At 52.5% G+C, this 14,007-nt stretch carries 15 protein-coding genes and 1 other annotated feature; of the genes, 3 read left to right on the forward strand and 12 right to left on the reverse strand.

Going from position 1 to position 14,007, the window contains the following annotated elements:
• Nucleotides 1-216: 216 nt before the first annotated feature.
• Nucleotides 217-2,601, reverse strand: coding sequence for a phosphoketolase family protein (locus M2108_RS11650; protein ID WP_277469514.1), 2,385 nt, complete (start codon nt 2,599-2,601; stop codon nt 217-219).
• Nucleotides 2,602-2,924: 323 nt separating this feature from the next.
• Here M2108_RS11650 and M2108_RS11655 point away from each other — a divergent pair, with 323 nt between their 5' ends.
• Together M2108_RS11655 and M2108_RS11660 are read left to right on the forward strand one after the other, a co-directional pair.
• Entirely contained in the window at nt 2,925-3,173 is a 249-nt protein-coding gene (locus tag M2108_RS11655; RefSeq protein WP_277469515.1) for a hypothetical protein, read from the forward strand.
• 13 nt (nt 3,174-3,186) lie between these two features.
• Complete coding sequence (locus tag M2108_RS11660; protein ID WP_277469516.1) at nt 3,187-4,290, forward strand: ATP-binding protein; 1,104 nt, start codon at nt 3,187-3,189, stop codon at nt 4,288-4,290.
• A gap of 61 nt (nt 4,291-4,351) precedes the next feature.
• On the opposite strand, the gene M2108_RS11665 is transcribed toward M2108_RS11660, so the two are convergent.
• Nucleotides 4,352-5,074, reverse strand: a complete 723-nt coding sequence (locus M2108_RS11665) for a GntR family transcriptional regulator (protein ID WP_277469517.1) — start codon at nt 5,072-5,074, stop codon at nt 4,352-4,354.
• A 301-nt stretch (nt 5,075-5,375) separates the two neighbouring features.
• Here M2108_RS11665 and M2108_RS11670 point away from each other — a divergent pair, with 301 nt between their 5' ends.
• Entirely contained in the window at nt 5,376-5,561 is a 186-nt protein-coding gene (locus M2108_RS11670; RefSeq protein WP_277469518.1) for a hypothetical protein, read from the forward strand.
• A gap of 455 nt (nt 5,562-6,016) precedes the next feature.
• Here the strand turns inward: M2108_RS11670 and tyrS are convergent, their stop codons facing one another.
• The 10 genes from tyrS to M2108_RS11720 all read right to left on the reverse strand — a co-directional run bounded on the left by tyrS (nt 6,017) and on the right by M2108_RS11720 (nt 14,005).
• Nucleotides 6,017-7,279 (reverse strand): tyrosine--tRNA ligase, encoded by a 1,263-nt coding sequence (tyrS, locus tag M2108_RS11675; RefSeq protein ID WP_277469519.1) that lies wholly within the window; start codon nt 7,277-7,279, stop codon nt 6,017-6,019.
• Nucleotides 7,280-7,439: 160 nt separating this feature from the next.
• Nucleotides 7,440-7,666: a binding site (T-box leader), on the reverse strand.
• Between the two features lie 43 nt (nt 7,667-7,709).
• Nucleotides 7,710-8,012, reverse strand: coding sequence for a helix-turn-helix domain-containing protein (locus M2108_RS11680; RefSeq protein WP_277469520.1), 303 nt, complete (start codon nt 8,010-8,012; stop codon nt 7,710-7,712).
• A 142-nt stretch (nt 8,013-8,154) separates the two neighbouring features.
• Entirely contained in the window at nt 8,155-8,568 is a 414-nt protein-coding gene (locus M2108_RS11685; protein WP_277469521.1) for an AraC family ligand binding domain-containing protein, read from the reverse strand.
• Between the two features lie 135 nt (nt 8,569-8,703).
• On the reverse strand, nt 8,704-8,982 hold the full coding sequence (locus tag M2108_RS11690; protein WP_277469699.1) for an ABC transporter substrate-binding protein: 279 nt from the start codon (nt 8,980-8,982) through the stop codon (nt 8,704-8,706).
• 131 nt (nt 8,983-9,113) lie between these two features.
• Entirely contained in the window at nt 9,114-9,521 is a 408-nt protein-coding gene (locus M2108_RS11695) for a hypothetical protein (RefSeq protein ID WP_277469522.1), read from the reverse strand.
• A 177-nt stretch (nt 9,522-9,698) separates the two neighbouring features.
• Nucleotides 9,699-10,484: an ABC transporter ATP-binding protein gene (locus M2108_RS11700; protein ID WP_277469523.1), complete on the reverse strand. Its 786-nt coding sequence runs from the start codon at nt 10,482-10,484 to the stop codon at nt 9,699-9,701.
• A 30-nt stretch (nt 10,485-10,514) separates the two neighbouring features.
• A complete protein-coding gene (locus M2108_RS11705; RefSeq protein ID WP_277469524.1) occupies nt 10,515-11,633 on the reverse strand; it encodes a taurine ABC transporter substrate-binding protein in 1,119 nt (372 codons plus the stop codon).
• Nucleotides 11,634-11,663: 30 nt separating this feature from the next.
• Nucleotides 11,664-12,524 carry an ABC transporter permease subunit gene (locus tag M2108_RS11710; RefSeq protein ID WP_277469525.1) on the reverse strand — a complete coding sequence of 287 codons (861 nt, stop codon included), beginning with the start codon at nt 12,522-12,524 and terminating at the stop codon, nt 11,664-11,666.
• 95 nt (nt 12,525-12,619) lie between these two features.
• Nucleotides 12,620-13,528, reverse strand: a complete 909-nt coding sequence (locus M2108_RS11715) for a LysR family transcriptional regulator (protein WP_277469526.1) — start codon at nt 13,526-13,528, stop codon at nt 12,620-12,622.
• A 96-nt stretch (nt 13,529-13,624) separates the two neighbouring features.
• Nucleotides 13,625-14,005, reverse strand: a complete 381-nt coding sequence (locus tag M2108_RS11720) for a thioredoxin family protein (protein ID WP_277469527.1) — start codon at nt 14,003-14,005, stop codon at nt 13,625-13,627.
• Between the last annotated feature and the right edge of the window lie 2 nt (nt 14,006-14,007).

Below are 14,007 nucleotides of genomic sequence, written 5' to 3' on the forward strand. Positions count from 1 at the left end.
ACCGCCTCAAATTGGATTCGTGTACCTCAGGCCGTGCTTTTGCCTCCGGCTTCCTTCAGATTCCGCCTCACGGTGGACACCCTTGCCCTTGGCTAACGGTAGGCGCTTGCCAGCCCCCGTTCGGGACTTTCACCCTAGAGATGACGCCCATGCTGGGCGTACCACAAAAGCCTGCCCCCAACACGGGGACAGGCTTGCAATTTCAATATCCAAACTTTATTTCAAGCCCTTCCAGACCCAGCTTTCAACCTCCGGCAGGTCAATGCCTTCTTCGCGGATAAATTCATAATGCTTCTTAACCATGGCATCCATCTCAGCTGCGATAGCAGTATGCTCGGCAGACTCAGGCAGGCTCAGTACAGCTTCCTTCGTCAGGTCGAAGCGGTCCATCTGATTCAGCACGCGCATATCAAACGGAGTGGTGATGTCGCCGTTCTCACGGTAGCCATGCACATGCAGATTGTGATTGTGACGGTCGAAGAACAGGTCCTTGATCAGGCCTTCATAGCCATGGAACGCGAAGATCACCGGTTTGTCTTTTGTGAAAAATTGATCAAACTCTTCGTCGGACAGGCCGCGCGGATCGAGCTTCTGGCTTCTCAGCTTCAGCAGGTCCACTACGTTGATATAACGGATTTTGAGCTCAGGCAATTTCTCATTCAGGATGGAGATCGCCGCCAGGCTTTCAATGGTTGGCTCTGTACCTGCGGAAGCAAAGACCACATCAGGCTCGCCGCCCTTGTCTGTGCTTGCCCAGTCGATAATCTTCAGCCCTTTATCAACCAGCTCCTGCGCCTCTGCTACACTGAACCATTGCGGACGCGGATGCTTGGAGGAGACGATCAGGTTGATCTTCTGGCGGTCATTCAGCACCGTATCGAATACAGCCAGCAGGGAGTTCGCATCGGCCGGCAGATATTCACGGATGAATTCCGGTTTCTTGTCAGCCAGGTGGCCGAGCAGACCCGGGTCTTGATGAGTGTAGCCGTTATGGTCCTGCTGGAATACGGTCGAAGTTGCCACAACATTCAGTGACGGGATATCGGCACGCCAGCCCTGATCGGTTGCCTTGCGCAGCCATTTAAAGTGCTGGGTAATCATTGAATCCACAACGCGCAGGAACGCTTCATAGCTGTGGAAGAAGCCGTGGCGTCCGGTCAGTACATATCCTTCAAGCAAGCCTTCCGCCTGATGCTCCGACAATTGGGAGTCGATAACCCGGCCGTATGAAGCCAGGAATTCATCATTTGGCTCAATAACCTGATCCAGCCACTGGCGTTTGGTCACTTCAAACACCGGTGCGAGACGGTTGGACATCGTTTCATCCGGCCCGAAGATCCGGAAGTTGCGATTAGGCTCGTTACGCAGGACAACCTCTTTCAGGTATTTACCGAGAACCGCCATATCCTGTGCCACCACTTGGCCCGGAACAGCATTGTCCAGCGCATAGTCGGCAAAGTCAGGCAGGTTCAGGTCCTTGATCAGATTGCCGGCATTCGTAACAGGGTTCATCCCCATTCGTCTGTTGCCGGTAGGCAGAATTTCAGCAATTTCAGCAAACAGACGGCCGTTTTCGTCGAACAGCTCTTCCGGTCTGTAGCTGTGCATCCAGTCCAGCAGCGCCGGGGCATGCTTCATATTCTTCTGGTCAACCGGAATAGGCACCTGATGAGCCCGGAACGAGCCGGTATTCGGTACGCCATCCCACTGAGCAGGTCCGGTCCAGCCTTTAGGGGAACGGAAGACAAGCATTGGCCATAGCGGACGGGTAAGGTCGTTATTTTCACGCGCATTTTTCTGGATCGCTGCAATTCTTTCCACGATTGTATCCAGTACCTTGGCCATTTCAGGGTGCATCCGCTCCGGATCTTCACCTTCTACAAAGAACGGCTCCCAGCCCATGCCGGTGAAGTAAGCCGTGATTTCTTCCCGTGACTGGCGGGAGAGGATCGTAGGGTTGCTGATCTTGAAGCCGTTCAGGTGCAGGATCGGCAGTACAGCGCCGTCTGTAACAGGGTTAATGAACCGGTTGGAGAACCAGGATGCGGCCAGCGGTCCGGTTTCAGCCTCGCCGTCTCCGATGACAACTGCCGAGATCAGGTCAGGATTATCGAGAATCGCGCCGGCGCCGTGAGACAGGGAATAACCAAGCTCACCGCCCTCATGGATGGATCCCGGAGTTTCAGGTGCAGCATGGGAAGCTACGCCGCCAGGGAACGAGAACTGCTTGAACAGCTTTTTGAGACCCGGGATATCCTGGGTGATGTCCGGGTAAATTTCGGTGTAGCTGCCGTCCAGATAGGAATTCGATACCATTACCTGGCCGCCGTGGCCCGGTCCTTCTATATAGAACATGTTCAGATCATATTTGGTGATAACGCGGTTGAGATGGGCATAAATGAAGTTCTGGCCGGGAATCGTTCCCCAGTGCCCGATTGGTTTGATTTTGACATCAGCATCCTTCAGCGGTTCTCTTAACAACGGATTGTCTTTCAAATACAACTGTCCTACGGAAATATAGTTCGTTGCCCGCCAGTAAGCGTCCAGCTTCTCCAGATACGTTTTTGATGAATAATCAACATTCATGGTCGATAATCCCATTTTCTCCACTCCCTAAATGATTGTATTTATAATTACCAATCTTTTTTCTCTACAGGTACATCATACCTCTGAAAAAAATAAATACAACCTTTTAGACAAGTGATGCGGTCCAATTTTGTGAAATTTTGAACATAGTATGAAATGTGCAGGGAATTGTCTGGGAAAACGCTCGTCCGCTATGTCTTTCGCCAGTTTTTTACATTCAATAACTTGTAAATAAAAGGAGTTATAGCAATGATTCCCCACCAGCTGAAGAAAAAGTGACGAAGATATTATTTTCAATTATAGTAATAGATAAACTTGCAGCAATGAGGAGCCCCATTATGAGCAGACAGGCAATAACGTTAAATTCTTTAACAAGTGTTACAGACGGCGGACATATCATCTATCTGTTTGAGGATTACGATCGTTATATTGATAATGCTCTTTCATATATCACAACGGCAATTGAGCACAATCACCACATTCTGTTTATTGAGCAGGCCGACGTTTATCAGACTATCCTGGAAAAGCTGGGCAGCAGCAGTCTGGCCGACAGGCTTCACTTATTACGGTTCCCGGGGAGATTTTAATTTCCAGCACATTGTGTCTCATTTCGAGAAAATAACCGCGACGATTCAACATAAAGACTATTCGCTCCGTACATGGGCTAATGTGTTGACCTGGGGTGAGCACAATGAACACACCATTCGGGAAAATCTGATGGCATATGAGCGGCAGACAGCCGATTTTGTGCGGGAATACGGGATGGTATCTGTATGCGCCTATAATGCGTACGGGATTTCTGCTTCCCTGCAGACCGGGCTTATCAGGGAGCATGAGTATGTCATGACTGATACCGAGTTTTATAAATCACCCCTTTATAAGCATCAAGCAACAGAAGAAATTATTTTCCCCTCCCTGTCTATACAAAGACAGCTGCTGAATGAACAGAAACATCTTCTGATCGAAAAAGAAGCCATGGAGCTGGCCAACCAGGCCAAAAATGAGTTCATCGCGATGATGAATCATGAGATCCGGACGCCGATGAACGGCGTACTGGGCATGGCCGAACTGCTCGCGGCAAGCACGCTGAATGAGCAGCAGAAGGAGTACGTTGCCACTATTCAAAGAAGCGGGAAGTCACTGCTGCGGATCGTGAACGATATTCTGGATTACAGCAAGCTGGAGTCCGGTTTCGGTCAGCTGCTGGCTGAAGCATTCAGTGTGCGGGAATCCATTGCGGAGACGCTGGAGCTGCTTACTCCGGCTATCTGGAACAAACAGCTCCAGCTTAACGTTTCTATTGACGATAACATTCCAGAACTTTTGGTCGGAGATGACGGAAGGCTCAGACAGGTATCGCTCAATCTGCTGGGGAATGCGGTGAAATTTACCGGGGCGGGAAGTATTTCCGTCGCCGCATATCTTCTCTCAGTTTCCGCTGATACCGCCCAGCTGCAATTTAAGATACAGGATACCGGCAGCGGCATACCTCCGGAAAAACAAGCCCGCCTGTTCCTTCCCTTTTACCGTGTCGATAACAGCATCACCCGGCAGACAGAAGGCAGCGGGCTCGGTCTGGCGATCTGCAAGCGGATTGTAGAACTAATGAACGGGGAGATCGGCCTCAGTTCAGCAGAGCCGGCTTCAACCGGCACGACGATTATTTTCACAGCCGAATTCGGCATCTATACCTCTGCCCCTTAATCCTCCTGCCTCTCTTCTCCCAGCCAAAAAAAAAGTCCGGGAAAATTTCCCGGACCTGCGCTTACGTAACGGACACAAAGGTATTAAATTTCAGATACTTGTAGTGGAACCTCATATGCGAGAATTCAAGCGGAGTGCCGTTATCGAGGAAGAAAATCCCTTCCATGATACTTACAGGCTCATTCGGTGACAGGTGCAGCAGCTCCTGGTCACCCGGCTCAGACGGCTCTGCAAAAACAGACAGGAATGATTTGGTGACAGCGAGATTGCGCGAATCCTCCAGATAATTAAAGATTGAGCCTTCAATAATCGTCTGGTTAAGATCCTGGACAATTTTGATCGGGATGTAGCCTGTTTCAATCATGAACGGTTCATCGTCGAACAGCCGGAGCCTGACGATTTTGTACACAAAATCATGGGGCCCGAGGAACAAATCCCGCTGCAGCTCTTTGGTTGGAGGAATAACCTCGAAATTCAGCACTTTAACCTTAGGCTTCGTGCCATGCATCTGGAAGTTATCGGTAACCCCCAGATTAGAGCCTTCATAATTAAAGATCGATTCATTTTTTATGTACAAGGGATTGATAAAGGTGCCTGAGCCCCGTTTTTTGAAAATAATGCCGACACTCTCCATTTTGGCGAGCGCCCGTTTGATCGAGCTGCGGCTGACCTGGTAGGTTTCACTGAGCGTCCGTTCATCCGGCAGGCGCATATCCGGATATTCTCCGGCAAAAATTTTCATTTTGAGGTCATCAATAATCTGCTTGTAAACAAATTGTGTCATGAAGTACTCCCTTTCAGGTCTGTTGCTGTCACTTCGTAAAGCTTACTGCAAATATATCATAATCAGCGCACAGTTTATACAGAAAGGCTATGTTTCATATACCGGTTAGTGGAGCTTACCGGGAACAACAAGCAGCTGCAGCTGTTCTTTCCGGTGCAGATAATTAAGCAGCTGCTGACAGTTCCTGAACGTTCACAGGTTGAGCATATCCCCGGAAGCTAGTAATATGGACATACTAATGGTGACAGCTAGGAAACAGCCAGGAAACGATCCTACTATGTAAAAAAGGAGGTGTGTGATTATGACCTATTCGCAACGATCAGCCCGCACCGGAGCTTCATCGGATTTCACCTATCTGGAGTATCAGATCAGCATAGCTCAGGACGCATTAGCACAGGCTGAACAAGCCGGCGATGTGGAGCTTGCCGCCGCCATCCGCAAAAAGCTGGCCGGACTGGAGGATGAGCTGGAGCAGCTGGAAGACTAAGCAGGCTGCCTGTTAGAGAGAACAGAGGGAGAATAAAGAATAACAGGCTGTATGGTAACCAAAAATAAAATTGAGAATTATTATCAATGGGTGAATGAGACAAGACTAAGTCTTTAAATGTATGAAGGTAACTGGTCTTAAGGTTTCTGACGAGGGTAAGTTGTGTTCAAGGTAACCGGAGGATGGCGTGATGCGATTTAAGGGACTGCCTGGTATGGGCGTTACGCATATTAACTTTCAAGGGGCGTTTGAGCCGATTGCAGCCAAATCAAAGGGATTTTTCCCCTTCATTTCGGCGTTTAGGCTAGTTGTAGCTGAATCAGAGGGATTTTTCCCTTTCGTTTCTGGTGTTCAGCCTTAGACGGTGCAGTTAGTGGGATATTTCCCCTTAATCCTCCTTCAAATACAAAACCGGCGGATCAGAGGATTTTCGCCTCTAATCCGCCGCCCGCTGCTTAAACCAGTTTTACCAGGCTGTAGTTTTTCTTGCCCTTGCGGACGATAATGAACTTGCCGCCGATAGCGTGCTCGGCAGTAATGTCAACCTCCAGCTCATTAACGCGCTCGCCATTTATGGAGATAGCACCCTTGGTGATGTCCTCACGCGCCTGGCGCTTGGACGGCTCGATGCCCAGGTCAACCAGCCATTCCACGATATTCTTCGTTTCGTTAGTGGCGGTAAAGGTAGGCATTTCCTTGAAGCCTTCCTCAATCTCATCGGCAGTCAGGGAGCGGATGTCGCCGCTGAACAGGGCGGCAGTAATCCGCTTCGCCTGCTCCAGCAGCTCTTCACCGTGTACGAACCGGGTCATTTCTTCCGCCAGTGCCTTCTGTGCTTCGCGCTTGTGCGGCTCAGATTCAACCTTGGCTGCAAGAGCTTCGATCTCCTCTTTGCTGAGGAAAGTAAAGTACTTGAGGTATTTGATTACATCCCGGTCATCCGTGTTCGCCCAGAACTGGTAGAACTCATACGGGGTTGTTTTCTTAGGGTCGAGCCATACTGCGCCGCCGGCGGTTTTGCCGAACTTGGTACCGTCTGCCTTAAGCATCAGCGGGATGGTGAGGCCGAACGCTTTGGCTTCGTTGCCTTCTTTTTTACGGATCAGGTCCAGGCCGCTGGTGATGTTGCCCCATTGGTCGGAGCCGCCGATCTGCAGCTGCACATCCTCATGCTTGTACAGGTGCAGGTAGTCGATCGACTGCAGAATCTGGTACGAGAACTCGGTGAACGAAATCCCGCTGTCCAGACGGCTGGAGACAACATCCTTGGCGAGCATGGTGTTGATGCTGAAGTTTTTGCCGAAATCGCGCAGGAACTCAATGACATTAATGTCCTTCGTCCAGTCGTAGTTGTTGACCAGACGGACCTGGTTGGCGTCATCATCGGAGATAAACAGCTTCTTCATCTGTGCAGTCAATGCATCCACATTCTCCTGTACCTGCTCCAGTGTCTGCAGGGAGCGCTCGCTCTGGCGTCCGCTCGGATCGCCAATGGTTCCGGTTGCACCGCCGATCAGGATCACCGGACGGTGCCCGGCCAGCTGAAAGCGTCTGAGCACCATAAATGGAATCAAATGTCCGATATGCATGCTGTCCCCGGTCGGATCAACGCCGCAGTACAGCGAAACCGCCTTAGTATTTGTTAATTCCCGCAGCCCTTCCGCATCCGTCTGCTGATTAATGGCGTCGCGCCATTCCAGTTCATCAATAATATTCAACATGTACAGCCCCTTTGTTAGTGATCGGTATGGTCAGTGAGATACGTTGGAGGATGAGCATCACCTGGGGTACGGCAAGGGTTTGCGGACCGCCAATGTCTGCGCTATTGGCATACAGCCAGCCCGGCGAACGCAAAAAATCGCCCCTTGTCTATTCAGACACAGGGACGATTGAATTAACCGTGTTACCACCCAAATTGCATAGACAGCCAAAAATCAGCCGGTCCATACCACTCATAAGCGAGTTATCGTTCGCTTGATTCCGCTTGGCATTACCCAAGATACTCCAGAGTGTATTTCGCAGCCCTCGTGTGTACCGGGTTCCATCACCCCCCGGCTTTCTGTGACAGGGACTAAGCTGCTACTGCGCTCATTCAACGTATACAAACTATAAGATTACAGAAAGTATAGCTCAAGACCAAATTTGTTGTCAAATGCTGCTCACACATCTGATGCATACGGTCCGCTTTTCTAAAAGTGCGCCTTGCCTGATATTCTCAAAAAAGCCTACCCTGCCGGCAATTTCGCGCAGCCTTACGTCAGGACCATTCGCCAGCAGTTGCCTTGATAAGGTGATCCGCAGCGCTGTTAAATATTCTATCGGAGTCCGTCCGGTCAATGATTTGAACAGGTTGCCGTACTGCCAGCGACTAATATGGGCATCGCGCGCCAGCCCGCCGATCTGTAAGTTATCCCTGTAATGGGTGTGCAGGAAGGTGAGCGTGTGTTCCACCGTTTCCTCCGCCTCCTGATGCGCCTCCGCAGCCCACTGCTCCTTCAGTGCTTCACACGTCCAATCCCGTTCCTCGCTGCCTTTTTCAGCTATCCAGAGAAACAGAATAATCTGCTGAAAAAGAACCTCCTGCCCCAGCTGTTTAAGCGGATCCGGATGTTTTAGCTGTCCCGAGGAGGCGTTCCAGCCTGCCGATAAGCAAGGAGAACTGGTCCAGTAAAAGCAGCTCAGCCGCTTCGGACAGACCTGCACCTCCTTCTATAACATATAGCAGTCTGAATAAGACGAAAGCTTCAGGCCTGTCTGCCTGAATCCGTACGTCCAGCCTGGGTGGCAGGAACAGGCAGGAGCCTGAGAACAGCGAATAGCCCCTGCCACCCGCATATAGCATCCCTTTTCCGCTTATCACGATATATATGGCGTGATGCTCCAGCCTTCCGGTTATCCCCGCTGCCTCTTCTGCCCTGTCTGCCGGAAGAACAAGCCTGCAATGAGCAATTTCGGCCAGTATAAACCGGGGAGGCGGTGCAAAGGCGCGGTCCTTAGTTGTTGTCATAACTTTCGCCCCCGACATCATTGATAATGAATCTCATTTAGCTGGACTAAGTATACGCCAGAACAGCGCAAAAATGAAGCTTCCCCGGCAGCGCATGCCGGAAAAAGCTCCATTTCACAGCCAAAACTAATTCACCTATTTCATCAAAGCAGCAGGCATCTGGTCCAGCAGCCAGTCCAGCGTCAGCGGATCGTTAAGCGCCCATCTTGATCCGACTACATAAACTTGTCCATTCTTTACCGTAGGAGTATTCTTCCATACCGCACTGTTCTGCAGCTCCTCCGTCTTCTTCAAAGCTTCCGCATCCTCAGACGGCTTCACCAGGAAAATCCGGTCTCCCGCATATTCAGGAAGCACCTCCAGGGAGATTTCCGTCCATAATGCATCTGGCTCAGTGGCGCTTAGCTCGGCCAGCTTCTGCGGCTACTTGAATCCAAGCGCATCGTACATCGTCGGTCCAAGGCGCTACGGCCCGTAGACATACAGCTTCTGATCGGAGTGCAGGATAAAGGCTGAAGCTGTCTCTCCCTCACTAATGTAGGACTTCAGCTCTTCACGCTTTTGCTCCACTTTAGCATTGTAGGCGTCAATCCACTTGACGGCCGCATCCTCCAGACCTGTAAGCTCGCCAAGCTTGCGCAGCCGGGCAAAAGGATTCCTCGCTGTAGCTCATGACCACGGTCGGTGCGATTTTTTCCAATCTCCGGTGCAAAATAATGGGCCGCAATCCGCTGCGGATGTTCGGGAATCTCTACTTCTCTGGACAGCGCATCAGTGTAAGTCCGGGTGCCTCCGGTACCGGCTGTAGGCGATGGCACAGGACTTGCGGTAGCTGCCGGAGTAGCAGCCGAAGCCGGAGTGTTACCAGCGGACTCCGTTCCGCAGGCACTCAAAAACAGCATTACCATTAGCATCAGGCACAGCGGCAGCAGCGCTGGACGGTGTTTTATCATAATATATCCCTCCCCCAAATGATAACAATTCTCAATTTTATTTTTCATTCTAACGTGACCTCCGTATGCTCTGCCATGGACATTTGTTGTTATTTTACCGGACAAATTTTGGCCGATGCTGCTCAGCAGAAAAAAGCTGCACCGCTAATCCGGCACAGCCCTGTTTCTGTTATATAACTATCCGCCAATCCCGGAAACGAGAAGCTGCCGCAGTTCAGCGTATTCACTGGAATTACGGATGTCCTGAAAGGTCCGGTCCACACTGCCTGAGGTCAGCGGATTGGCGAAATCCTCCACCACTCTGCCCGGTTCAGGGTGCATTACGATCAGACGGCTGGACAGGAGCAGCGCTTCATCTACATCGTGGGTGATGAAGAACATACACTTGCCTGTCTTGCGCCAAATCTCCCGCAAATGCAGCTGCATATTCTCGCGGGTCAAGGCATCGAGTGCGCTGAACGGCTCATCCAGCAGCACAATCTCCGGCTCGGCGGCCAGCGTACGGGCTATGGCTGCCCGCTGCTTCATTCCGCCGGACAGCTGGTGCGGCAGCAGCTTTGCGGATGCTTCCAGCCCCATCAGCTCCAGAAAATAAGATACCCGTTCCTTGCGCCGGGCTTTGGGAAGATTCTGCATCCGCATGCCGAACTCGATGTTACGGGATAACGATAACCATGGGAACAGGTTGGCCTGCTGGAAGACGACACCGACCTCCGGATCGGGCCTTGTATGGCGTTTGCCGTTGATGGTAACCGTCCCCCGGGTCGGCCGCAGATAACCTGCAAGGATATTCAGGAGCGAGGTTTTGCCGCAGCCGGACGGGCCAAGAACAGCTACAAATTCTCCGGGTGCCAGCTGCAGGCTGATGTCCCGCAGCACATGGCGCTCCGCCGTTCCCTTGCCGTAGGCAAGGCTGATTCCGTCCAGCAGAATCCCCTGCTCCAGCTTTTCTTCATAGATCACTCTGGCTCCCCCATTCCTGCTGCAGATTGTTTATTCCGCAGAATACAGATCATTGCGCAGCGCCTTCTGGTACACGGATAACTCGGGTGATTCAGTAATCGATTTCTGCTCCACCAGGAAATCTGCGGTATCCTTCAGCAGCTGGCCGAACGCACCCGGCTGATCCGGAGTCCCCATATACTCGGGCGCTGTCTGCTGTGAAGCATCAAGCACAATGATTTCGTTCATCGCTTTAAGGGTGGCTTCCGGTGTCAGACCGAGCTCTGCAGACAGCGCCTCTGCCGACTCCTGCGGCTGATCGCGGTAGAGCTTGACCGCCTCATCCAGCACTGAGATGTATCCTTTGACCACATGCGGATACTTGGCGATAAAGTCATTATGCACGACACCGAACTCGCCGGTAATTCCGCCTTTGGCTGCAACTTCGGCAGAGCTAATAATGATCTTTCCTCCGTCCTCCACCAGCTTGGACTGGCTCGGCTGCCAGGTATATGCGCCTTCAATATCGCCGCGCTGCCAGGCGGCCACAATATCCGGAGCCTGCATATCAAGGATGGTAAGGGTAGCCGGATCGATGTTCTCCTGCTTCAGAGCCGAGAGCAGGCTGAAGTGGGAGGTGGAGCCGAAGGTCGTGGCAATGGTATGCCCCTTCAGATCCGCAAGCGAGGCAATCCCCGAATCACTCTTGACGACAAGCGCTTCGCTCTGGCCGATTACATCATGAATATAATAGACCTGATCCGGCAGACCCTGGGCAATGCCGGATGCCCCCGGCGGTGTTCCCAGCAGGCCGAAGTCAATGCCTCCGCTGGCAATCGCCACGTTCACATCCCGGCCGGAGTCGAATTTCAGCCAGGAAACAGTGATATCCGGATACTTCTTCTCCAGCAGGCCAAGTGCTTTGGCCAGCAGCTCCCCGTTCGGGGATACCTGGTAGCCTATGCGGATCTCCTTCGGCAGCTCCTCCGCAGCAGCGGCCGGCTCAGCAGCTGCCGTCTCCGCAGCAGCCGTTCCGGCTGGCGTTTCCGTCGCCTGCGCCGCATTTTTGCCGCTTGCCTGATTATTATTGCCGCAGGCGGTAATCACCAGCAGTACTGCCAGCACCGCCAGCAGCGGGGTAATCCTGAATAATGTGCGGAAATGTCTCAAAGCATTCCTCTCCCTTTTGAATATATAGTCTTATTGCTCCGTCCACGGCGAGACTAGCCGGATCAGGCTGCGGATTACAAGATCAATGGCAATGGCGATGAGCGCCATAATGATAATGCCCAGATACATAATGTCACTGCGTAGAAACTTGCTCGCATCCAGTACCATCCAGCCGACGCCGGATACAGCGGCAACCATTTCAGCGGCAACCAGTGTAGCGTAGCTTACGCCGACAGCTGTGCGCAGACCGGTCAGAAGCTCCGGGAGCACCGACGGGAAGATAACGAACGCATACAGCTTCCAGCCCTTTGCCCCAAGCGAACGGGCACCGTTAATCCGGTCGGGGCTGAGCCGCTGAACGCTGAATACCGCCGTAATGAACAAGGGGGCAAAGGCGCCGAGAAACAGCAGCAGCACCTTGGACACATCCGTGATCCCGAACCACAGAATCAGCAGCGTATAGTAGGCAAGCGGCGGCAGCGGACGGTAGAATTCAATAAAAGGGTCCACAATTGCCCGCAGCACCCGGTACCGGCCGCACAGAATACCCAGCGGAACCGCCGTGGCAAAAGCTGCCGCCAGCGCCAGAAACAGCCGCCGCATGCTGGTGCCGATATGGTTCAGCAACGTCTGCCCTTTGTACCCGTCGCGGAGCACATCCATAAAGGCGTTCCATACGGTCTGGGGCTTTGGCAGAAACAGCGGATTGACCCAGCCGAACGTGCCGGCGCACCACCACAGCAGCAGCACCGCCAGCAGGGAAGCGGCGGAGATTCCGCGGTACAGCCATTCCTTTGATATTTTCCCGCCGGTACCTCTCCTTGCGGCAGCCGGCGCAAGCCGGTCCTCTCCATTTGTCAGCGGCACGGCACCCTGTGTGTTGCTCTGCATATCAGCATCTCCTTCATTCAAAAAGGCCTGCCGCTCAGCAGGGCATACTTCACCCGTATTGCTGAGACGGCAGGCCTCCGGTTGTCCGGTCAGCGCTAACCGATAAACTCAAACATTGCACAAAAGGATTTGATCGTTTCCATCATTTCTTTTTCAATCAGGGACAGATGATGCCGCTTGGTCCAGGCCAGAACAATGGAAACATCCAGCTCGGCACCGGTAATTTCCAGCGGAATAATACTGCCCTTATTCACAAAATAATCACTCATGAACTTGGGGGCAAAGGCTGCGCACAGGTTCTGCGAAATCACTTTTTCCAGCATCGGGAAGCTGTCCAGCCGGTAAGCCACATTGCATTCGCCGTAACCTCCAAGCAGCTCGGAAACCCAGCAGTCGGTAGCAAATTCCGTATTGTATAACACCAGTGGCTGAGCCATTGCCTCCTGCAGCATAATGCTCCCGCCGGCGGCCAGCACCGACTCCCTGCTGACCAGCAGCACCAGCCGGTCCCTGAACAGCTCCCTGAAGCAAAGATCCCGTTCCCCGCCCGGGCTGCAGCTTTTCATCACCACACCGAAATCCGCTTTTCCCGCCGCAATATCCCGCAGGTTGTTATTGGACTCCCCTACCTTCATCAGCACATTCACATTGGGATGCCTGTACTTGAACGTTGTCAGGGCATTGACCATAATCGTGTTGCTGATGAACGGCTCTACCGCCAGATGAATGCTTCCGGTCATACTGCGTGTATTCTCCTCGGCAAGCGCTTTGATATCCTCAAGCAGATCAATGGCCTCCATAGCCTTGGCGATGACAGCCTGTCCGATTTCTGTAGGATGCACACCCTGATTGGTCCGCTTGAACAGCGGAACCCCCAGCTCCACCTCCAGCTTGGATACCGAGGAGCTGAGTGCAGGCTGTGATATGTAGGCGCGTTCAGCTGCCGTCGAAATGGACCCTGTCTGGGCAATCGCCACAATATGATAGAGCTGTTCCAGGCGCATAAGCTCTCCCTCTCTCAACGTAATAGCCTCATTATATAATTATAAATCCAATGTGACTACTAGGAAAAAGATCACTGACAAGCCGCAGCCTTTATCTTATTGCCTTGGCTGTTCCCCGTTACCCGGCTGTTCTACAGGTACCCACTCCTCCAGCTTGTCGGCCAGCTCCTGCTGCGGATGATACCCGCCGATTCTCACTTTCACCTCTCCGCCCAGAAACAGCACCAGATGGGGAATCCCTTTCAGCCGCAGCCTGTTGAACAGGTGGCGGTATCTGTCGGCATTCACCCCGTATACCTGCAGCCGTCCGCTAAAATCATGGGCCACCGCCTCGGCGACCGGGAAAAGCTCCCGGCAGATTTTGCAGCGCCGGGAACCGAAGAACACCAGCACTGGCTCTTCACTGCCAAAGGTCAGCTCATCAAATTCACGGTCCGTAATATGGGGCACATGCTTGCGGGGCACCTCGGTCCGCATCC

Origin of the sequence: Paenibacillus sp. PastM-3 (genome assembly GCF_029893965.1) — a bacterium.
In the GTDB taxonomy this organism is placed as follows: domain Bacteria; phylum Bacillota; class Bacilli; order Paenibacillales; family Paenibacillaceae; genus Paenibacillus_AQ.

Bases quoted from the DNA above. Each gene is read 5' to 3' on its own strand.
- M2108_RS11650 (WP_277469514.1), bottom strand. From the start codon at position 2,601: ATGGGATTATCGACCATGAATGTTGATTATTCATCAAAAACGTATCTG.
- M2108_RS11655 (WP_277469515.1), top strand. From the start codon at position 2,925: ATGAGCAGACAGGCAATAACGTTAAATTCTTTAACAAGTGTTACAGAC.
- M2108_RS11665 (WP_277469517.1), bottom strand. From the start codon at position 5,074: ATGACACAATTTGTTTACAAGCAGATTATTGATGACCTCAAAATGAAA.
- M2108_RS11670 (WP_277469518.1), top strand. From the start codon at position 5,376: ATGACCTATTCGCAACGATCAGCCCGCACCGGAGCTTCATCGGATTTC.
- M2108_RS11685 (WP_277469521.1), bottom strand. From the start codon at position 8,568: ATGACAACAACTAAGGACCGCGCCTTTGCACCGCCTCCCCGGTTTATA.
- M2108_RS11695 (WP_277469522.1), bottom strand. From the start codon at position 9,521: ATGATAAAACACCGTCCAGCGCTGCTGCCGCTGTGCCTGATGCTAATG.
- M2108_RS11710 (WP_277469525.1), bottom strand. From the start codon at position 12,524: ATGCAGAGCAACACACAGGGTGCCGTGCCGCTGACAAATGGAGAGGAC.
- M2108_RS11715 (WP_277469526.1), bottom strand. From the start codon at position 13,528: ATGCGCCTGGAACAGCTCTATCATATTGTGGCGATTGCCCAGACAGGG.
- M2108_RS11720 (WP_277469527.1), bottom strand. From the start codon at position 14,005: ATGCGGACCGAGGTGCCCCGCAAGCATGTGCCCCATATTACGGACCGT.